12 protein-coding genes are annotated in these 15,010 nt (G+C 65.5%); 10 read left to right on the forward strand and 2 right to left on the reverse strand.

Features of this window, described 5'->3' with window-relative positions:
* The first annotated feature begins 222 nt into the window (after positions 1–222).
* Entirely contained in the window at positions 223–2,019 is a 1,797-nt protein-coding gene (locus QX070_RS25695) for a tetratricopeptide repeat protein (protein ID WP_315739957.1), read from the forward strand.
* A 169-nt stretch (positions 2,020–2,188) separates the two neighbouring features.
* Positions 2,189–3,091 carry a 4-(cytidine 5'-diphospho)-2-C-methyl-D-erythritol kinase gene (locus QX070_RS25700; RefSeq protein WP_315739958.1) on the forward strand — a complete coding sequence of 301 codons (903 nt, stop codon included), beginning with the start codon at positions 2,189–2,191 and terminating at the stop codon, positions 3,089–3,091.
* A 227-nt stretch (positions 3,092–3,318) separates the two neighbouring features.
* On the opposite strand, the gene QX070_RS25705 is transcribed toward QX070_RS25700, so the two are convergent.
* Complete coding sequence (locus QX070_RS25705; protein ID WP_315739959.1) at positions 3,319–4,329, reverse strand: polyprenyl synthetase family protein; 1,011 nt, start codon at positions 4,327–4,329, stop codon at positions 3,319–3,321.
* Positions 4,330–4,464: 135 nt separating this feature from the next.
* On the opposite strand from QX070_RS25705, the gene QX070_RS25710 reads away from it, so the two are divergent.
* The 6 genes from QX070_RS25710 to glyS all read left to right on the forward strand — a co-directional run bounded on the left by QX070_RS25710 (position 4,465) and on the right by glyS (position 10,607).
* Positions 4,465–4,692: a DUF2007 domain-containing protein gene (locus QX070_RS25710; RefSeq protein ID WP_315739960.1), complete on the forward strand. Its 228-nt coding sequence runs from the start codon at positions 4,465–4,467 to the stop codon at positions 4,690–4,692.
* Positions 4,685–5,449 carry a tRNA1(Val) (adenine(37)-N6)-methyltransferase gene (locus QX070_RS25715; RefSeq protein WP_315739961.1) on the forward strand — a complete coding sequence of 255 codons (765 nt, stop codon included), beginning with the start codon at positions 4,685–4,687 and terminating at the stop codon, positions 5,447–5,449. The genes QX070_RS25710 and QX070_RS25715 overlap by 8 nt, the downstream gene beginning before the upstream one ends.
* A gap of 242 nt (positions 5,450–5,691) precedes the next feature.
* The gene (locus QX070_RS25720) at positions 5,692–6,594 is read left to right on the forward strand and encodes a S49 family peptidase (protein ID WP_315739962.1); all 903 of its coding nucleotides are present in this window, start codon (positions 5,692–5,694) and stop codon (positions 6,592–6,594) included.
* 106 nt (positions 6,595–6,700) lie between these two features.
* Positions 6,701–6,892 carry a hypothetical protein gene (locus QX070_RS25725; RefSeq protein ID WP_315739963.1) on the forward strand — a complete coding sequence of 64 codons (192 nt, stop codon included), beginning with the start codon at positions 6,701–6,703 and terminating at the stop codon, positions 6,890–6,892.
* A gap of 128 nt (positions 6,893–7,020) precedes the next feature.
* Positions 7,021–7,959 carry a glycine--tRNA ligase subunit alpha gene (locus QX070_RS25730; RefSeq protein ID WP_315739964.1) on the forward strand — a complete coding sequence of 313 codons (939 nt, stop codon included), beginning with the start codon at positions 7,021–7,023 and terminating at the stop codon, positions 7,957–7,959.
* A gap of 353 nt (positions 7,960–8,312) precedes the next feature.
* Positions 8,313–10,607 (forward strand): glycine--tRNA ligase subunit beta, encoded by a 2,295-nt coding sequence (gene glyS / locus QX070_RS25735; protein WP_315739965.1) that lies wholly within the window; start codon positions 8,313–8,315, stop codon positions 10,605–10,607.
* Between the two features lie 259 nt (positions 10,608–10,866).
* Here glyS and QX070_RS25740 read toward each other — a convergent pair whose 3' ends face one another.
* Positions 10,867–11,220 (reverse strand): DUF1236 domain-containing protein, encoded by a 354-nt coding sequence (locus QX070_RS25740; RefSeq protein WP_315739966.1) that lies wholly within the window; start codon positions 11,218–11,220, stop codon positions 10,867–10,869.
* A 250-nt stretch (positions 11,221–11,470) separates the two neighbouring features.
* Here QX070_RS25740 and QX070_RS25745 point away from each other — a divergent pair, with 250 nt between their 5' ends.
* Both QX070_RS25745 and ppdK read left to right on the forward strand, forming a co-directional pair.
* Positions 11,471–11,626, forward strand: a complete 156-nt coding sequence (locus QX070_RS25745; RefSeq protein WP_012042558.1) for a DUF3096 domain-containing protein — start codon at positions 11,471–11,473, stop codon at positions 11,624–11,626.
* A gap of 107 nt (positions 11,627–11,733) precedes the next feature.
* On the forward strand, positions 11,734–14,697 hold the full coding sequence (gene ppdK / locus QX070_RS25750) for a pyruvate, phosphate dikinase (RefSeq protein ID WP_315739967.1): 2,964 nt from the start codon (positions 11,734–11,736) through the stop codon (positions 14,695–14,697).
* Positions 14,698–15,010 lie beyond the last annotated feature (313 nt).

The following is a 15,010-nucleotide window of genomic DNA, read 5'->3' on the forward strand; positions in this document are numbered from 1 at the left end:
GCGTGAGTCGGCTGCTCCCGGGAGGGCAGCCGGCCACGATACGGCCATACTGGCGCGGTTTGACGCGGGTCACCTTCGCCAAAGGGGCTCCCGGCTGACCCGAATATCCTGCAAATCCTTGCGGTTGGCCGCCAAACGCGGCATTGTCGGCGCCTTGAAGAGCTGCCGATCGGGGTCCTGTCCGTACCGATCCGTCATTTCCAACAACCAGAGCGCACCGTGATGTTGTCAATTCGCAATCGCTGGACCGCAATTGCCGTTTCTGCCTTGCTGCTCCCCGGTGCCGTCCTGGCCCAGACGCCGGATCATCCTGCGGATAACGCCGCGAAGTTTCCGACCAGCGTCGATCTGAAGTCGCTCACCACCTCGGGCAGCTATCTGGCGGCCCGCCACGCCAGCGTCGAGCGCGACGCGGCCTCGGCGGCGGCGTTCTACCGCTCGGCGCTACGTAGCGACCCGAAGAACAACGAGCTGCTCGACCGCGCCTTCATCTCCTCGGTCGCCGATGGCGACATCGACGAGGCCGTGAAGCTGGCCGAGCGCGTGCTCACGATCGACAAGGCGAACCGCATCGCGCGCCTCGTTGTCGGCGTGCAGGACATCAAGCAGAAGAAATACACAGCCGCCCAGACCAACATCAACCAGTCGGTGCGCGGGCCGATCACCGATCTCGTCGCCATCTTGCTGTCGGCGTGGGCCGCGGCCGGTGCGGGCGATTCGAAGACCGCCGTCGCCAATATCGACAAGCTGACTGGTCCCGAATGGTATCCGCTGTTCAAGGACCTCCATGCCGGCATGATCCTGGAGCTGGCCGGCAAGGAGAAGGACGCCGGCACGCGGTTCGAGCGTGCCTACAAGCTCGACGATTCGATGCTGCGCATCACCGAGGCCTATGCGCATTGGCTGTCGCGCAACAAGGATGCGGCCGCCGCGACCGCGATCTATGAAGCCTTCGACAAGAAGCTCGCGCGCCATCCGCTGGTGCAGGAGGGCCTGCGCGAGACCAAGGCCGGCAAGAAGCTGCCGTCACTGGTCGATTCGGCGCAGGCCGGCGCCGCCGAGGCGCTGTACGGCATCGGCGCCACTTTGAGCCGCCGCGGCGGCGAGGATCTGGCGCTGGTCTATCTGCAGCTCGCGCTGCATCTGCAGCCGAATCATCCGTTGGCGCTGCTGTCGCTCGCCGATCTCTACGAGACCGTGAAGAAGCCGCAGATGGCGATCAAGGTCTATGAGCGTGTGCCGGCGAGCTCGCCGTTGAAGCGCAATGCGCAGATCCAGCTCGCCACCGATCTCGACAGCGCCGACCGCAGCGACGAGGCGATCAAGATCCTCAAGGACGTCATTGCGCAGGATCCGAAGGATCTCGAGGCGATCATGGCGCTCGGCAACATCGAGCGCGGCCGCAAGAAGTTCGCCGACTGCGCCAAGACCTATTCGCTCGGCGTCGATTCGCTGCCGGTGAACAATGAAAAGGCCAACAGCGTCTATTACTACTACCGCGGCATCTGCCTGGAGCGCTCCAAGCAGTGGCCGAAGGCTGAGGCCGACATGCGCAAGGCCCTCGAGCTGCAGCCTGACCAGCCGCATGTGCTGAACTATCTCGGCTATTCCTGGATCGACCAGGGCATCAATCTCGACGAAGGCATGAAGATGATCAAGCGTGCCGTCGAGCAGCGGCCGGACGATGGCTACATCGTCGACTCGCTCGGCTGGGCCTATTACCGCATCGGCAATTACGAGGAGGCGGTCAAGAACCTCGAGCGCGCGATCGACCTCAAGCCTGAGGATCCGACCATCAACGACCATCTCGGCGACGCCTATTGGCGCATCGGCCGCAAGCTGGAAGCCAAGTTCCAGTGGGCCCATGCCCGCGACCTGAAGCCCGAGGCCGAGGAGCTGCCGAAGATCGAGGCCAAGATCCAGAACGGCCTGACTGATGATCCGGCACCCGCTGCGGCCAGCAACGACACCAAGGATACGCCGTCCGACGCCAAGAAGGACGACGGCAAGGGCGGCTAGGTCGTCCTGATTACGATGTGAGAGCCATCACGGGCTCCTCGGCTTGCCGGGGAGCCCGGATGATTTTGATGAAGGGTGTGGCGGTTGCCGGCCACGTTCGCTTCGGCCTCGGGCCGCGGCGAGTTGGCATCTGAGCTCCACCACCGAACATGCTGGGGGCATTGCGCCGATGTTGGCGTCCACGGTCACCGGCGCGCTGCAGGAGCAGGGGCGCGCCAAGGTCAATCTGACCCTGCGGGTCGTCGGCCGCCGGGTCGACGGCTATCATGATCTCGAAAGCGTCGTCGCCTTTGCGGATTGCGCGGACCAGCTCGCGCTGGTACCGGGGCCGGAGCTGACGCTGACCACGACCGGACCTCTGGCAGAGGCCTGTGGCGAGACCACGGACAATCTGGTGCTGAAGGCGGCGCGTCTGCTGGCGGAGGCCGTTCCCGGCCTGAAGCTCGGCGCGTTCACGCTGGAGAAGGTGCTGCCGGTCGCCGCCGGCATCGGCGGCGGCTCGGCCGATGCCGCAGCGGCGCTGCGGTTGCTGGCGAAGCTGAACGGCCTGTCGCTGGACGATCCGCGCCTCACTGCGGTTGCCTTGAAGACTGGCGCCGACGTGCCGGTTTGCGTGCCCTCGCGCGCCTGCACCATGACCGGCGTCGGCGAGAACCTGCAGCCGCTTGCGCTTCCCGTCCTGCCCTGCGTGATGATCAATCCGCGGGTGCCGGTCGCGACCAAGGACGTGTTCCAGGCGCTCGGCCTGAAGCCTGGCGAGCTGCTGGTCGGCGTGACCGATGTCCTCACGGCGCCGTCCTGGCCGCAGGCCGGCGCGTCGGTCGGAGACTGGGTCGCTGCACTCGATCAGGTGAAGAACGATCTGGAGCCGCCCGCCCTGAAGGTGCAGTCGATCATCGGCACGGTGCTCGACGCGCTGCGCGCGAGTTCAGGCGTCCTGCTCGCTCGCATGTCCGGCTCCGGCGCGACCTGCTTTGCGATCTATGGCAACGTCGCGGATGCAAGGGCCGCCGGCGCTGCGATCGCAGCCGCGCACCCTGAATGGTGGGTGCATGCGGGGACGCTGAGCTAGTTTGCTGGCTCGGCCCTCATAGCGAGCGAAGGTGGGCAAAGGCGCAGCCTAGCTGCAGCCCGGCACAAGGTCGTGGTGGTGCCGTGCCCACCGTCTGACCGCGGGGCACGACGCCCGATGGTGGGCACGGCGCCATTGCAGCGTGATTTGTCGCATCAGCTGGGCAGGGCGCCTTTGCCCACCCTACAGAACTTGCTTGGGTGACGGTCTCTCGGCAGACGGACGAACTAATGCGACCGCGCCAGGCAGAACGCCACCACCTGCTCCAGCGCCGCCTTCATCGGTGACGCCGGGAACAGCGCCAGCGCGTCGACGGCCATCGCGCCATAGTGATGCGCGCGGCTGATCGTGTCCTCCAAGGCGCGGTGCTTGTTCATCAGCCCGATCGCATGGTCGAGATCGTGATCGCTGATCTCGCCGCGCTCCAGCGCCTTGATCCAGAAGGCACGCTCGCTGTCGCTGCCGCGGCGGAACGCGAGCACCACCGGCAGCGTGATCTTGCCCTCGCGGAAATCGTCGCCGACATTCTTGCCGAGCTTGGCGGCCTTGCCGCCATAGTCGAGCACGTCGTCGACGAGCTGGAAGGCGATGCCGAGATTCATGCCGAAAGACCGGGATGCGGCCTGCTCGGCCTTGGGACGGTCGGCGAGCACCGGGCCGACCTCACAGGCGGCAGCGAACAGTTCCGCCGTCTTGCCGCGGATCACGGCGAGATATTCGTCCTCGGTCGTTGCGGTGTTCTTGGCGGCGGCAAGCTGCATCACCTCGCCTTCGGCAATCGTGGCTGCGGCGGCCGAGAGAATGTCGAGCGCGCGCAGCGAGCCGACCTCGACCATCATGCGGAACGCCTGGCCGAGCAGGAAGTCGCCGACCAGCACGCTGGCCTCGTTGCCCCACAGCATGCGCGCCGACAATTTGCCGCGGCGCATTTCGCTCTCGTCAACCACGTCGTCATGGAGCAGCGTCGCCGTATGCATGAACTCGACGGCCGCGGCGAGCTTGACGTGACCATCGCCGGTGTAGTCGGTGAGATGAGCCATCGCCAGCGTCAGCATCGGCCGCAGCCGCTTGCCGCCGGAGGAGATCAGGTGGTTTGCGACCTCCGGGATCATCGTGACGTCCGAGCCGGTGCGCGACAAAATCGTAGCGTTGACCCGTTCCATGTCGGCTGCGACCAGCGCGACCAGCCCATCGATGGAGGCTCCCGATGGACTCTCGAAAGGTACGATAACCGCCACTCTGGTCTCCGATTTTGCTATGCTCGAAACGACAATAGAAACTGCGGCCGCAGGCGGCAAGGGCAGACACGGAACCTTGACCCGAGCCTTCTTGCCCAACCCTTCTTGACCCAAGCCCGCATGGAGACATAACGATTGAAGGAATTGGTTCGGACCAATGATATCGTGCTGGTTTCGGCGATAGGGGCGCTACTCGACGGCGCCGACATCCATCACCTCGTGCTCGATCAGAACATGAGCGTCATCGAGGGCTCGCTCGGCATCCTGCCGCGCAGGATCCTCGTGCATGAGGACGACAATCTCCAGGCTCGGCGGCTTCTCACCGACGCCGGTCTGGCGCATGAACTGCGCCCTGATGAGTGACGCTGTCGACATTTCCGAGGATGCCGTGCTCGGCGGCCAATTGCGGCTGCGGCAGCCCACGACGGGCCATCGTGCCGGCCACGATGCAATCCTGCTGGCGGCGGCGACGGCCGCGCGTTCGGGCGATCGCGTGGTCGATCTCGGTGCCGGCGTGGGGACGGCCGGGCTGGCCTTGGCCCGGCGCGTCGGCGGTCTCGGCTTGACGCTGGTCGAGCGCGAGCCGGATCTGGCGTGCCTCGCGCGCGACAACGCACGCGCCAATGCCTTGCCGGCGGAGGTCGTGGTGCTGGACATCGCCGCGGACGCGGCCGCTTTCGCTGCCGCAGGGCTCGGGCCCGACAGTGTCGACGTGGTGCTGATGAATCCGCCGTTCCACGATGCCGCGCGCCACCGTGCCTCGCCCGACGCCGCGCGCGCGACCGCGCACATGGCAACGGCGACGACGTTGGAGATCTGGACGCATGCCGCGCGGCGGATGCTGAAATCCGGTGGCGTGCTGACCTTGATCTGGCGGGCCGATGGTTTGAGCGAGGTCGTCGCGGCGCTGGCGCGCGGCTTCGGCAGTCTCGCGATTCAACCGGTTCACGGCCAAGCGGGGCAGCCGGCGATCCGTATCCTGGTCAGGGCCGTTAAGGGAGGGCGGGCGCCGACCCAGATTCTCGCCGGAGTGGTGCTGAATGAGGCGGCAGGCGTGCCGAATGACGAGGCCGTGCGTGTGCTGTCGGGGCAGGGGGCGCTGGCTTTGAGCACCCCCTGAACGGTTGATCGTGGTCGGGCGTTATTGCGTCTGAGCTTCGGACTGGCGTTCGGTTACCGTCGTGAAACGGATCGCAGTCAATAGAGTACCGATCAGCAGCATCAACAGGTAGACCTTCATGTATTCCTCCGCCGCACTCTGCACCTTGGCTCGCCGTGCGATTGCCCAGGAGATTGCAAGGCTCGTTCCAGCCCTTTGAATGGCAGCGGCGCGATAAAAAGTGGTTAATCCGAGGTAACAGGATGGTGGACAATTTGACACAACCCAGCGATGCAGCCGGACTCTTCGATCGCCTGAAGACGCTGCTTCCGGCGCGGCTGCGCGGCGTACCGGTGGTGCCGGTCGTCCGCCTGTCCGGCGTGATCGGCGCAGTGACGCCGCTGCGGCCGGGGCTGACGCTTGCGGGCGTCGCCAAGGTGCTGGAGCGCGCCTTCTCCATGCGCAACGCCAAGGCCGTGGCGCTGGTGATCAATTCGCCCGGCGGCTCGCCGGTGCAGTCGCGCCAGATCTATCTGCGCATCCGCCAGCTCGCCGCGGAGAAGAAGCTGCCGGTGCTCGTGTTCGTCGAGGACGTCGCGGCCTCCGGCGGCTACATGATCGCCTGCGCCGGCGACGAGATCTTCTGCGATCCCTCCTCGATCCTCGGCTCGATCGGCGTGGTCGGCGGCTCGTTCGGGCTGCAGGACCTGATCAAGAAGATCGGCATCGAGCGCCGGCTGTATACGGCCGGCGAGCACAAGGCGATGCTCGATCCGTTCCTGCCGGAGAATCCCGACGACGTGGCGCGGCTGAAGAAGATCCAGCGCGAGATCCACGCGCTGTTCATCTCGCTGGTCAAGGAGAGCCGCGCGACCCGGCTGAAGGGCGCCGACGATGTGTTGTTCACCGGCGAGTACTGGGCCGGCGACAGCGCCGTCACGCTGGGGCTGGCGGACGCTATCGGCGACCTCCGCGCCGTCCTGCGCACCCGCTTCGGCGACAAGGTTGCAACGCCTGTCGTGGCGCCGGCGTCCGGCCTGTTGTCGGGTCTGCTCGGCCGCCGCGCCGCGGGCGCCGGCAGCCTGGGATTCGGCTGGACGGGGCTGGCCGAGGAGCTGATCTCCGCGGCCGAAACCCGGGCGATCTGGGCCCGTTTTGGGTTCTAGACTGGAGGCCGCGCCATTTCGCCCCTCGCAATCCGGATTGCGGGGGGAACCGGGATCGGCGACAATGGGAATCGGGGTGGCTCTGTTCATGAACGAGGATCGACCAATGCCGCCGTTCGTTGCTTTCGCGGGTATGCTGGGCGGGCTTGCCGTGGTTCGCTGGGCCTACAAGGCCGCTCAGAAGATCAACCGGGAGCTCGAAGAGGCGCGACTGTCGCGCGTCGCCGAGGCCGCGCAGACCGCCGAGATCAAGACTCTGCGCCGCGATCCCGTCACGGGCGCCTACCGGCCGGGCTGACGCGAGCCGCTGGTCTTCGAGCGACGGCACGTCGCCGCCGTTCGGAGACCCTATTGCCTTGATTCCTGATGTCCCCGCCGATACGGTCCGCGCGCTTTTCCGACGCCTGCGAAAGACCGATACCGACGATGGACTCGCTACCTCTGCACATGCGCCCCGAACGTTCGTTCCAGGGCTTCATCCTGGCCCTGCAGCGGTTCTGGGCCGAGCAGGGCTGCGTGATCCTGCAGCCCTACGACATGGAGATGGGGGCAGGCACCTTCCACCCGGCGACGACCCTGCGCGCGCTTGGGCCGAAGTCGTGGAATGCCGCCTATGTGCAGCCGTCGCGGCGGCCGAAGGACGGCCGCTACGGCGAGAATCCGAACCGGATGCAGCACTACTACCAGTTCCAGGTGATCATGAAGCCGTCGCCGCCGAACCTTCAGGAGCTGTACCTGAAGTCGCTCGGCGCCATCGGCATCGACGCCGCCGTGCACGACATCCGCTTCGTCGAGGACGACTGGGAGAGCCCGACGCTCGGCGCCTGGGGTCTCGGCTGGGAGTGCTGGTGCGACGGCATGGAGGTGTCGCAGTTCACCTATTTCCAGCAGGTCGCGGGCTTCGAATGCGCGCCGGTCGCCGGCGAGCTCACCTATGGCCTCGAGCGCCTGGCGATGTACGTGCAGGGCGTCGACCGCGTCTACGACCTCAACTTCAACGGCCGCGACGGCGACGCCAAGGTGACCTATGGCGACGTCTTCCTGCAGGCCGAGCGCGAATATTCCCGGCACAATTTCGAGCATGCCGACACCGACATGCTGTTCGAGCAGTTCAAGATGGCCGAGGGCGCCTGCCGCAAATATCTCGATGCCGGCTGGCGCGATGGCAATCGTCGGGAGCATCAGATGGCGCTGCCGGCCTACGACCAGTGCATCAAGGCCAGCCACGTCTTCAATTTGCTCGACGCCCGCGGCGTCATCTCCGTCACCGAGCGCCAAAGCTACATCCTGCGCGTCCGCGAACTGGCCAAAGCCTGCGGCGAAGCCTGGCTGCACACGGAAGCGGGCGGGGCGGGGGCTGGTTAGAGCTTCGCGGCTCGGACGCTTCATCATTCCTGGAGCGGGAGGGGCGCTCGGGAAAATAATTCCTCATTCGCATCGAGATTTGTCTTGCAGCTCAACCTCGCAACACACGCGGTGCCTCTGCTCCCCTCCCCCTTGCGGGGAGGGGTCGGGGGTGGGGGTCCCCAGGCGAGATGCCTGATGGGTCTCCACGGCCTTGTACGTGGTCGCACATGGTCGTTTGCCGACAATGATGATCTCGGCTGTGCCAACGATGCTCCCCACGACCTTCAGCGCGCGCTGACCCCCACCCCCAACCCCTCCCCGCAAGGGGGAGGGGAGTGCAGCACCGCCAGCCCTGCGAACGAGTTCTAAATATGCCCGACCTCCTTCTCGAACTGTTCTCCGAAGAAATTCCTGCGCGCATGCAGGCCAAGGCGGCCGAGGATCTGCGCCGCATGGTCACCGACAAGCTGGTCGCCGAGGGTCTCGTCTATGAGGGCGCCAAGGCGTTCGCGACGCCGCGGCGGCTGGCGCTGACCGTGCACGGCATCCCGGCGCGGCAGGCGGACCTGAAGGAGGAGCGCAAGGGCCCGCGCGTCGGCGGCGCCGACGCGGCGATCCAGGGGTTTCTCAAGGCGACCGGCCTGTCCTCGATCGAGGAGGCGACGATTCAGCGCGATCCGAAGAAGGGCGACTTCTACGTCGCGCTGATCGAGAAGCCCGGCCGCGCCACGCTCGACGTGCTCGCCGAGATGCTGCCGGTGATCATCAGAACGTTCCCGTGGCCGAAATCGATGCGCTGGGGCAAGCGCTCGGAAAGGCCCGGCGCGTTGAACTGGGTGCGGCCGCTGCATGCGATCACCGCCACGTTCGGCCTTGAGACCGAGGAGCCGGACGTCATCGGCTTCGCCGTCGACGGCATCGAGGCGGGACAGACCACCTACGGCCATCGCTTCATGGCGCCCGCGCCAATCTCGGTGAGGCGTTTCGAGGACTATGAGGCCAAGCTGCTCGACGCCAAGGTCGTGCTCGATCCTGACCGCCGCAAGGACACCATCGTCACCGACGCCAAGCAGCTCGCGTTTGCGCAAGGCTATGAGCTGGTCGAGGACCAGGCCCTGCTCGACGAGGTCGCAGGCCTGGTCGAATGGCCGGTCGTGCTGATGGGTTCGTTCGATCCGGAGTACCTCAAGGTCCCCGGCGAGGTGATCCGCGCCACCATCCGCAACAACCAGAAATGCTTCGTGGTCCGCGACCCCAAGACGGGAGGCCTCGCACCGAAGTTCATCCTGACCGCGAACATCGAGGCCACCGACGGCGGCAAGACCATCATCGCCGGCAACGAGCGCGTCATCCGCGCCCGCCTGTCGGACGCGAAGTTCTTCTATGAGACCGATCTGAAGACGAAGCTCGAAGAGCGCCTGCCGAAGTTCGAGCAGATCGTGTTCCACGAGAAGCTCGGCACGCAGGCCGAACGCATCGCCCGCATCGAGAAGCTCGCCGCTGAGATCGCGCCGCTGGTCGGCGCCGATGCTGCGAAGACCGCGCGCGCCGCCAAGCTCGCCAAGGCCGACCTGCTCACCGAGGTCGTCGGTGAGTTCCCGGAAGTGCAGGGGCTGATGGGCAAGTACTACGCGCTGGCCCAGGGCGAGGACGCCTCCGTCGCCGCAGCCTGCGAGGAGCACTACAAGCCGCAGGGCCCCGGCGATCGCGTGCCGACCGATCCGGTGTCGGTCGCCGTGGCGCTCGCTGATAAGCTCGATACGCTGGTCGGATTCTGGGCGATCGACGAGAAGCCGACCGGCTCGAAAGATCCGTATGCACTGCGCCGTGCGGCGCTGGGTGTCATCAGATTGGTGTTAGAGAACGAACTCTCAATTCGATTGTTTGATCTGATTGATAAGGCCGTCCGCCCAATCTTGGAAGATCAGGCGGATCGTCTCTTCGAAAGAGATGCGGGCTTCGTTCAAAAGGCCGCCGAGCTGCTACATGATCCAAGCCTTGTCGAGAGATTCAAAGAGAGTGGCGAGCATATCGAGCCGTGGGTGGACCATGTCTATCATGGTACAATCCAAGTACAGAGAGATTTGCGCGCTTTCATCGTAGAGCGACTGAAGGTTCAACTTAGAGAAAAGGGTGCTCGGTTCGATCTGGTGGATGCAACCCTCGCGTTGCCCGCCGTATCAAAGCAGATGGTGGATATTCTAGGAGGCGTAGAACATTCGCCGATCCAGCAGACCGATGCGGACGATCTCCTGATGGTCGTCCGCCGCGTCGAGGCGCTCGGAAAATTCCTCGAGACCGACGACGGCAAGAACCTGCTCGCCGGCACCAAGCGCGCGTCCAACATCCTCGCGATCGAGGAGAAGAAGGACAAGCGCAAGTTCGACGGCGCGCCGGACGCTGCGCTCTACAAGCTCGACGAGGAGAAGGCGCTTGCGAAGGCCATTGGCGAGGTCGCGGCGGAAGCCGGCGCTGCCGTCGCCAAGGAGGACTTTGCCGCGGCGATGCACGCGATGGCGAAGCTGCGGCCGGCGGTCGATGCGTTCTTCGACAAGGTGAAGGTCAACGATGACGACGCCAAGATCCGCGAGAACCGGCTGAAGCTGTTGAACGAGATCCGCAGCGCGACGCGTGCGGTGGCCGACTTCTCAAAGATCGAGGGCTGAGCGCGCTATCGCAACGTAGGGTGGGCAAAGGCGCTGCCGTGCTATCCCCACGTCCCGCGATCGCAATGGCGCCGTGCCCACCGTCTCGCAGCGGAGTTGCTGCCGAATGGTGGGCACGCTGCCGCCTTCGGCGGCCGCTTTGCCCGCCCTACAAGTTACGCGCCAATAAAAATTAGCCCTACCCGGCGGGGGGAACCGGGCAGGGCCTTTTACATCTGGCCGCTTGCGGGGGCGTTGGCGACCAAATGCAGCTCTATAACTATTCAACGACCTGAATGATCCGCCGCGATCGCGGTTCGACCAGGACAGTTTCGCCGTTGACCACGGTGTAGCGATAAGGTGTCGCACCGAAGCGCTGCGGAACGTCGTAATATGTAACACCGGACTCTGGCAGCACGGTGCCAACAACGACGCGATCGGGGATCACATAGTTGGGAACACGCTCGCGCACGACATATTCGCGAAACTCCGGCCGTCGCTCGACCGTGATCACTGGAGCGTCCTCCTCGACCACGACGCTGCGCCCGACGCCCGTCGTGTAGGATTGCGCCTGTGCCGCCGCCGGTATCACGAGTGCGGCCATGAGGGCAGCAAGGGTGAGATGGGTTCGCATGGGACGGGACTCCTGAGCTGTTGATCGCTGAGAGAGACCGGCGCGTGCCGGCACCTGCTTCCCAATGCCGGCAACAGGTCATCGTTCCGCGCGGGGCCACGTGGAACCGGTGGCATTTTTGCGGCAGATTCAGCGGTGGGGGAACCGGAACTCGTGCCGTGCGTCTCCTATTCCGCCACGATGGGCCAGGATAAAGTCCGGCCAAATCGAATCGCCCCAGCCTCGTCATTCAATTATTCAGAGCTTGTCGATGACCCTGACCGTTGCCCATATCTCGCCGATCATGTCCGTGATCGCCGGCGTCCTGATCCTGATCATGCCGCGCCTGCTGAACCTGATCGTCGCGATCTTCCTCATCCTGAACGGCCTGATCGGCATGGGCCTGCTGAAGTGGCTGCACTTCTAGTCCCCACGTTCTAGTCCCAAGGTCGGGAACCCCCGAGCTTGCGCCGCGGCGCCCAAAGTGGTGTAAGGCGCGCGATTTCTCCTCCCATTTGCGGATCGAAGCACCTCATGGCCAAAGCGGTAGCGAAGTCTAAGAAAGTTACAGCGAAATCAAAGCCTTCCAAGCCCGGCAAGGCCAAGACCGCAGCACTCGCTCCACCGCGCAAGGCGCTCAAGACGGCGTCGAAGCCCGTCGCCAAGGCCCCGGCCAAGGTCGCGCCCAGGTCTGCACCGAAAGCGCCAGTGAAAACCGCTCCGAAGAAGCCGGCCAAGACGGCTGCCAAGCCGGTCGCCAAGGCTGTGAAGGCGTCGGCTGCGAAGGCCCCGGCCAAGAGCGCGGTCACCGCGATCAAGCCGAACAAGTGGGTCTACACCTTCGGTGACGGCAAGGCCGAAGGCAAAGCCGGCCTGCGCGACCTGCTCGGCGGAAAGGGCGCCAATCTGGCCGAGATGGCCAATCTCGGCCTGCCGGTGCCTCCGGGCTTCACCATTCCGACCTCGGTCTGCACCTACTTCTACGCCAACGACAAGACCTATCCGAAGGAGCTGCAGTCGCAGGTCGACAAGGCGCTCGACTACATCGGCAAATTGACCGGCAAGAAGTTCGGCGATCCGGAGAACCCGCTGCTCGTTTCGGTGCGCTCCGGCGCCCGCGCCTCGATGCCGGGCATGATGGACACCGTGCTCAATCTCGGTCTCAACGACCAGACGGTGGAAGCGCTGGCCTCGCTGTCCGGCGATCGCCGCTTCGCCTTCGACAGCTATCGCCGCTTCATCACGATGTATTCGGATGTCGTGCTCGGCTTCGAGCACCATCATTTCGAGGACATCCTCGACAGCTTCAAGGACACCCAGGGCTATCAGCTCGACACCGACCTGAGCTCCGAGGACTGGGAGATGCTGGTCGGCAAGTACAAGGACGCGGTCGCGCACGAGACCGGCAAGGACTTCCCGCAGGACCCGCATGACCAGTTGTGGGGCGCGATCGGCGCCGTCTTCTCATCCTGGATGAACACGCGCGCGGTGACCTATCGCAAGCTGCATGACATTCCGGAATCCTGGGGCACCGCCGTCAACGTCCAGGCCATGGTGTTCGGCAACATGGGCGACACCTCGGCCACCGGCGTCGCCTTCACGCGCAATCCCTCGACCGGCGAGAGCAAGCTCTACGGCGAGTTCCTGATCAACGCGCAGGGCGAGGACGTCGTCGCCGGCATCCGCACCCCGCAGGACATCACCGAGGACGCGCGTCGGGAGTCCGGCTCGGACCGGCCGTCGATGGAAGTCGCGATGCCCGACGCCTTCCACGAGCTGACCCGCATCTACACGCTGCTCGAGAAGCACTACCGTGACATGCAGGACATGGAGTTCACGGTCGAGCGCGGCAAGCTGTGGATGCTGCAGACCCGCAGCGGCAAGCGCACCGCCAAGGCGGCGCTGCGCATCGCGGTCGAGCTCGCAAATGAGGGCCTGATCTCGCAGAGTGACGCCGTGCTCCGCGTCGATCCGGCCTCGCTCGATCAGCTCCTGCATCCGACCATCGATCCCTCCGCCAAGCGCGACGTGGTCGCCACCGGCCTGCCGGCCTCGCCGGGCGCTGCATCCGGCGAGATCGTGTTCTCCTCGGACGAGGCCACCAAGCTGCAGGCCGACGGTCGCAAGGTGATCCTGGTCCGCATCGAGACCTCGCCGGAGGACATCCACGGCATGCACGCCGCCGAGGGCATCCTCACCACCCGCGGCGGCATGACCTCGCACGCCGCCGTCGTCGCGCGCGGCATGGGCAAGCCCTGCGTGTCCGGCTGCGGCACCATCCGCGTCGACTACGGCCGCGGCACGATGAGCATCGGCTCCCGCACCTTCAAGACCGGCGACGTCATCACCATCGACGGCTCCGTTGGCCAGGTGCTGGCCGGCCGCATGCCGATGATCGAGCCGGAGCTGTCCGGCGAGTTCGGCACCCTGATGGGCTGGGCGGATGCCGTGCGTGAGACCGGCGTGCGCGTCAATGCCGATACGCCGGAGGATGCGCGCACCGCGATCAAGTTCGGCGCCGAGGGCATCGGCCTGTGCCGCACCGAGCACATGTTCTTCGAGGAGACGCGCATCCGCACGGTGCGCGAGATGATTCTCTCCGAGGATGAGCAGGAGCGTCGCGCCGCGCTCGCCAAGCTGCTGCCGATGCAGCGCGCCGACTTCGTCGAGCTGTTCGAGATCATGAAGGGCCTGCCGGTCACGATCCGCCTGCTCGATCCGCCGCTGCACGAGTTCCTGCCGCACACCCAGGCCGAGGTCGAGGAAGTCGCCCGCGCGATGAACACCGATCCGCGGCGCCTGGCCGACCGCGCCCGCGAGCTGTCGGAGTTCAACCCGATGCTCGGCTTCCGCGGCTGTCGTCTCGCCATCGCCTATCCGGAGATCGCCGAGATGCAGGCGCGCGCGATCTTCGAGGCCGCGGTCGAGGCCGAGAAGCGCACCGGCGAGGCCGTCGGCCTCGAGGTGATGGTGCCGCTGATCGCGACCAAGGCGGAGTTCGACCTGGTCAAGGCGCGCATCGACGCGATGGCGCAGGCCGTGATCCGCGAGACCGGCGCCAAGCTGGAGTACCAGGTCGGCACCATGATCGAGCTGCCGCGCGCTGCGCTGATGGCCGGCCAGATCGCGGAGGCCGCCGAGTTCTTCTCGTTCGGCACCAACGACCTGACGCAGACGACCTACGGTATCAGCCGCGACGACGCCGGCAGCTTCCTCGGCGCCTACGTCGCCAAGGGCATCCTCGAGATCGATCCGTTCATCTCGATCGACCGCGAGGGCGTCGGCGAACTGGTCAAGATCGGCGTCGAGCGCGGCCGCGCCACGCGACCCAACCTCAAGGTCGGCATCTGCGGCGAGCATGGCGGCGATCCGGCCTCGGTCGCGTTCTGCCACAAGGTCGGCATGAACTACGTGTCGTGCTCGCCCTACCGCGTGCCGATCGCGCGCCTCGCCGCTGCGCAATCCGCGCTCGGCAAGGAGATCGCGAGCCAGGCCTGATCCTGCTGCGATCGATCTGATCCTGATGAAGGCCGGCACATGTTGCCGGCCTTTTTCATTGGTGAGGGTTCGTCGTGATGCGGCGCGCACGTGACGCAAGGTGCACTTCTTCTCCACCACCGCCGTCGTTCCGGGGGCGCTCCGGAATGACGAGTGGAGAGAGCGAACGTTGCAGTTCCGATGGAACACTCCGCCTCATGATGTGCAGATGATTTTCATTCACCGCGTCTGTTGACTGAATGTTCGCCGTTCTCGTCGGTACGCTGTTTACCACACATATCGATCGCTCGGCGCTCTGCAACTTCCCCGCTTG

This window comes from Bradyrhizobium sp. SZCCHNR1093, assembly GCF_032381175.1.
Taxonomy (GTDB): Bacteria; Pseudomonadota; Alphaproteobacteria; order Rhizobiales; family Xanthobacteraceae; genus Bradyrhizobium.

Excerpts from the sequence above, each read along its gene's own strand:
- QX070_RS25730 (WP_315739964.1), top strand. The coding sequence starts at position 7,021 with ATGGACTCGCTACCTCTGCACATGCGCCCCGAACGTTCGTTCCAGGGC.
- QX070_RS25745 (WP_012042558.1), top strand. The coding sequence starts at position 11,471 with ATGACCCTGACCGTTGCCCATATCTCGCCGATCATGTCCGTGATCGCC.
- QX070_RS25700 (WP_315739958.1), top strand. The coding sequence starts at position 2,189 with ATGTTGGCGTCCACGGTCACCGGCGCGCTGCAGGAGCAGGGGCGCGCC.
- ppdK (WP_315739967.1), top strand. The coding sequence starts at position 11,734 with ATGGCCAAAGCGGTAGCGAAGTCTAAGAAAGTTACAGCGAAATCAAAG.
- glyS (WP_315739965.1), top strand. The coding sequence starts at position 8,313 with ATGCCCGACCTCCTTCTCGAACTGTTCTCCGAAGAAATTCCTGCGCGC.
- QX070_RS25725 (WP_315739963.1), top strand. The coding sequence starts at position 6,701 with ATGCCGCCGTTCGTTGCTTTCGCGGGTATGCTGGGCGGGCTTGCCGTG.
- QX070_RS25695 (WP_315739957.1), top strand. The coding sequence starts at position 223 with ATGTTGTCAATTCGCAATCGCTGGACCGCAATTGCCGTTTCTGCCTTG.
- QX070_RS25720 (WP_315739962.1), top strand. The coding sequence starts at position 5,692 with ATGGTGGACAATTTGACACAACCCAGCGATGCAGCCGGACTCTTCGAT.
- QX070_RS25715 (WP_315739961.1), top strand. The coding sequence starts at position 4,685 with ATGAGTGACGCTGTCGACATTTCCGAGGATGCCGTGCTCGGCGGCCAA.
- QX070_RS25740 (WP_315739966.1), bottom strand. The coding sequence starts at position 11,220 with ATGCGAACCCATCTCACCCTTGCTGCCCTCATGGCCGCACTCGTGATA.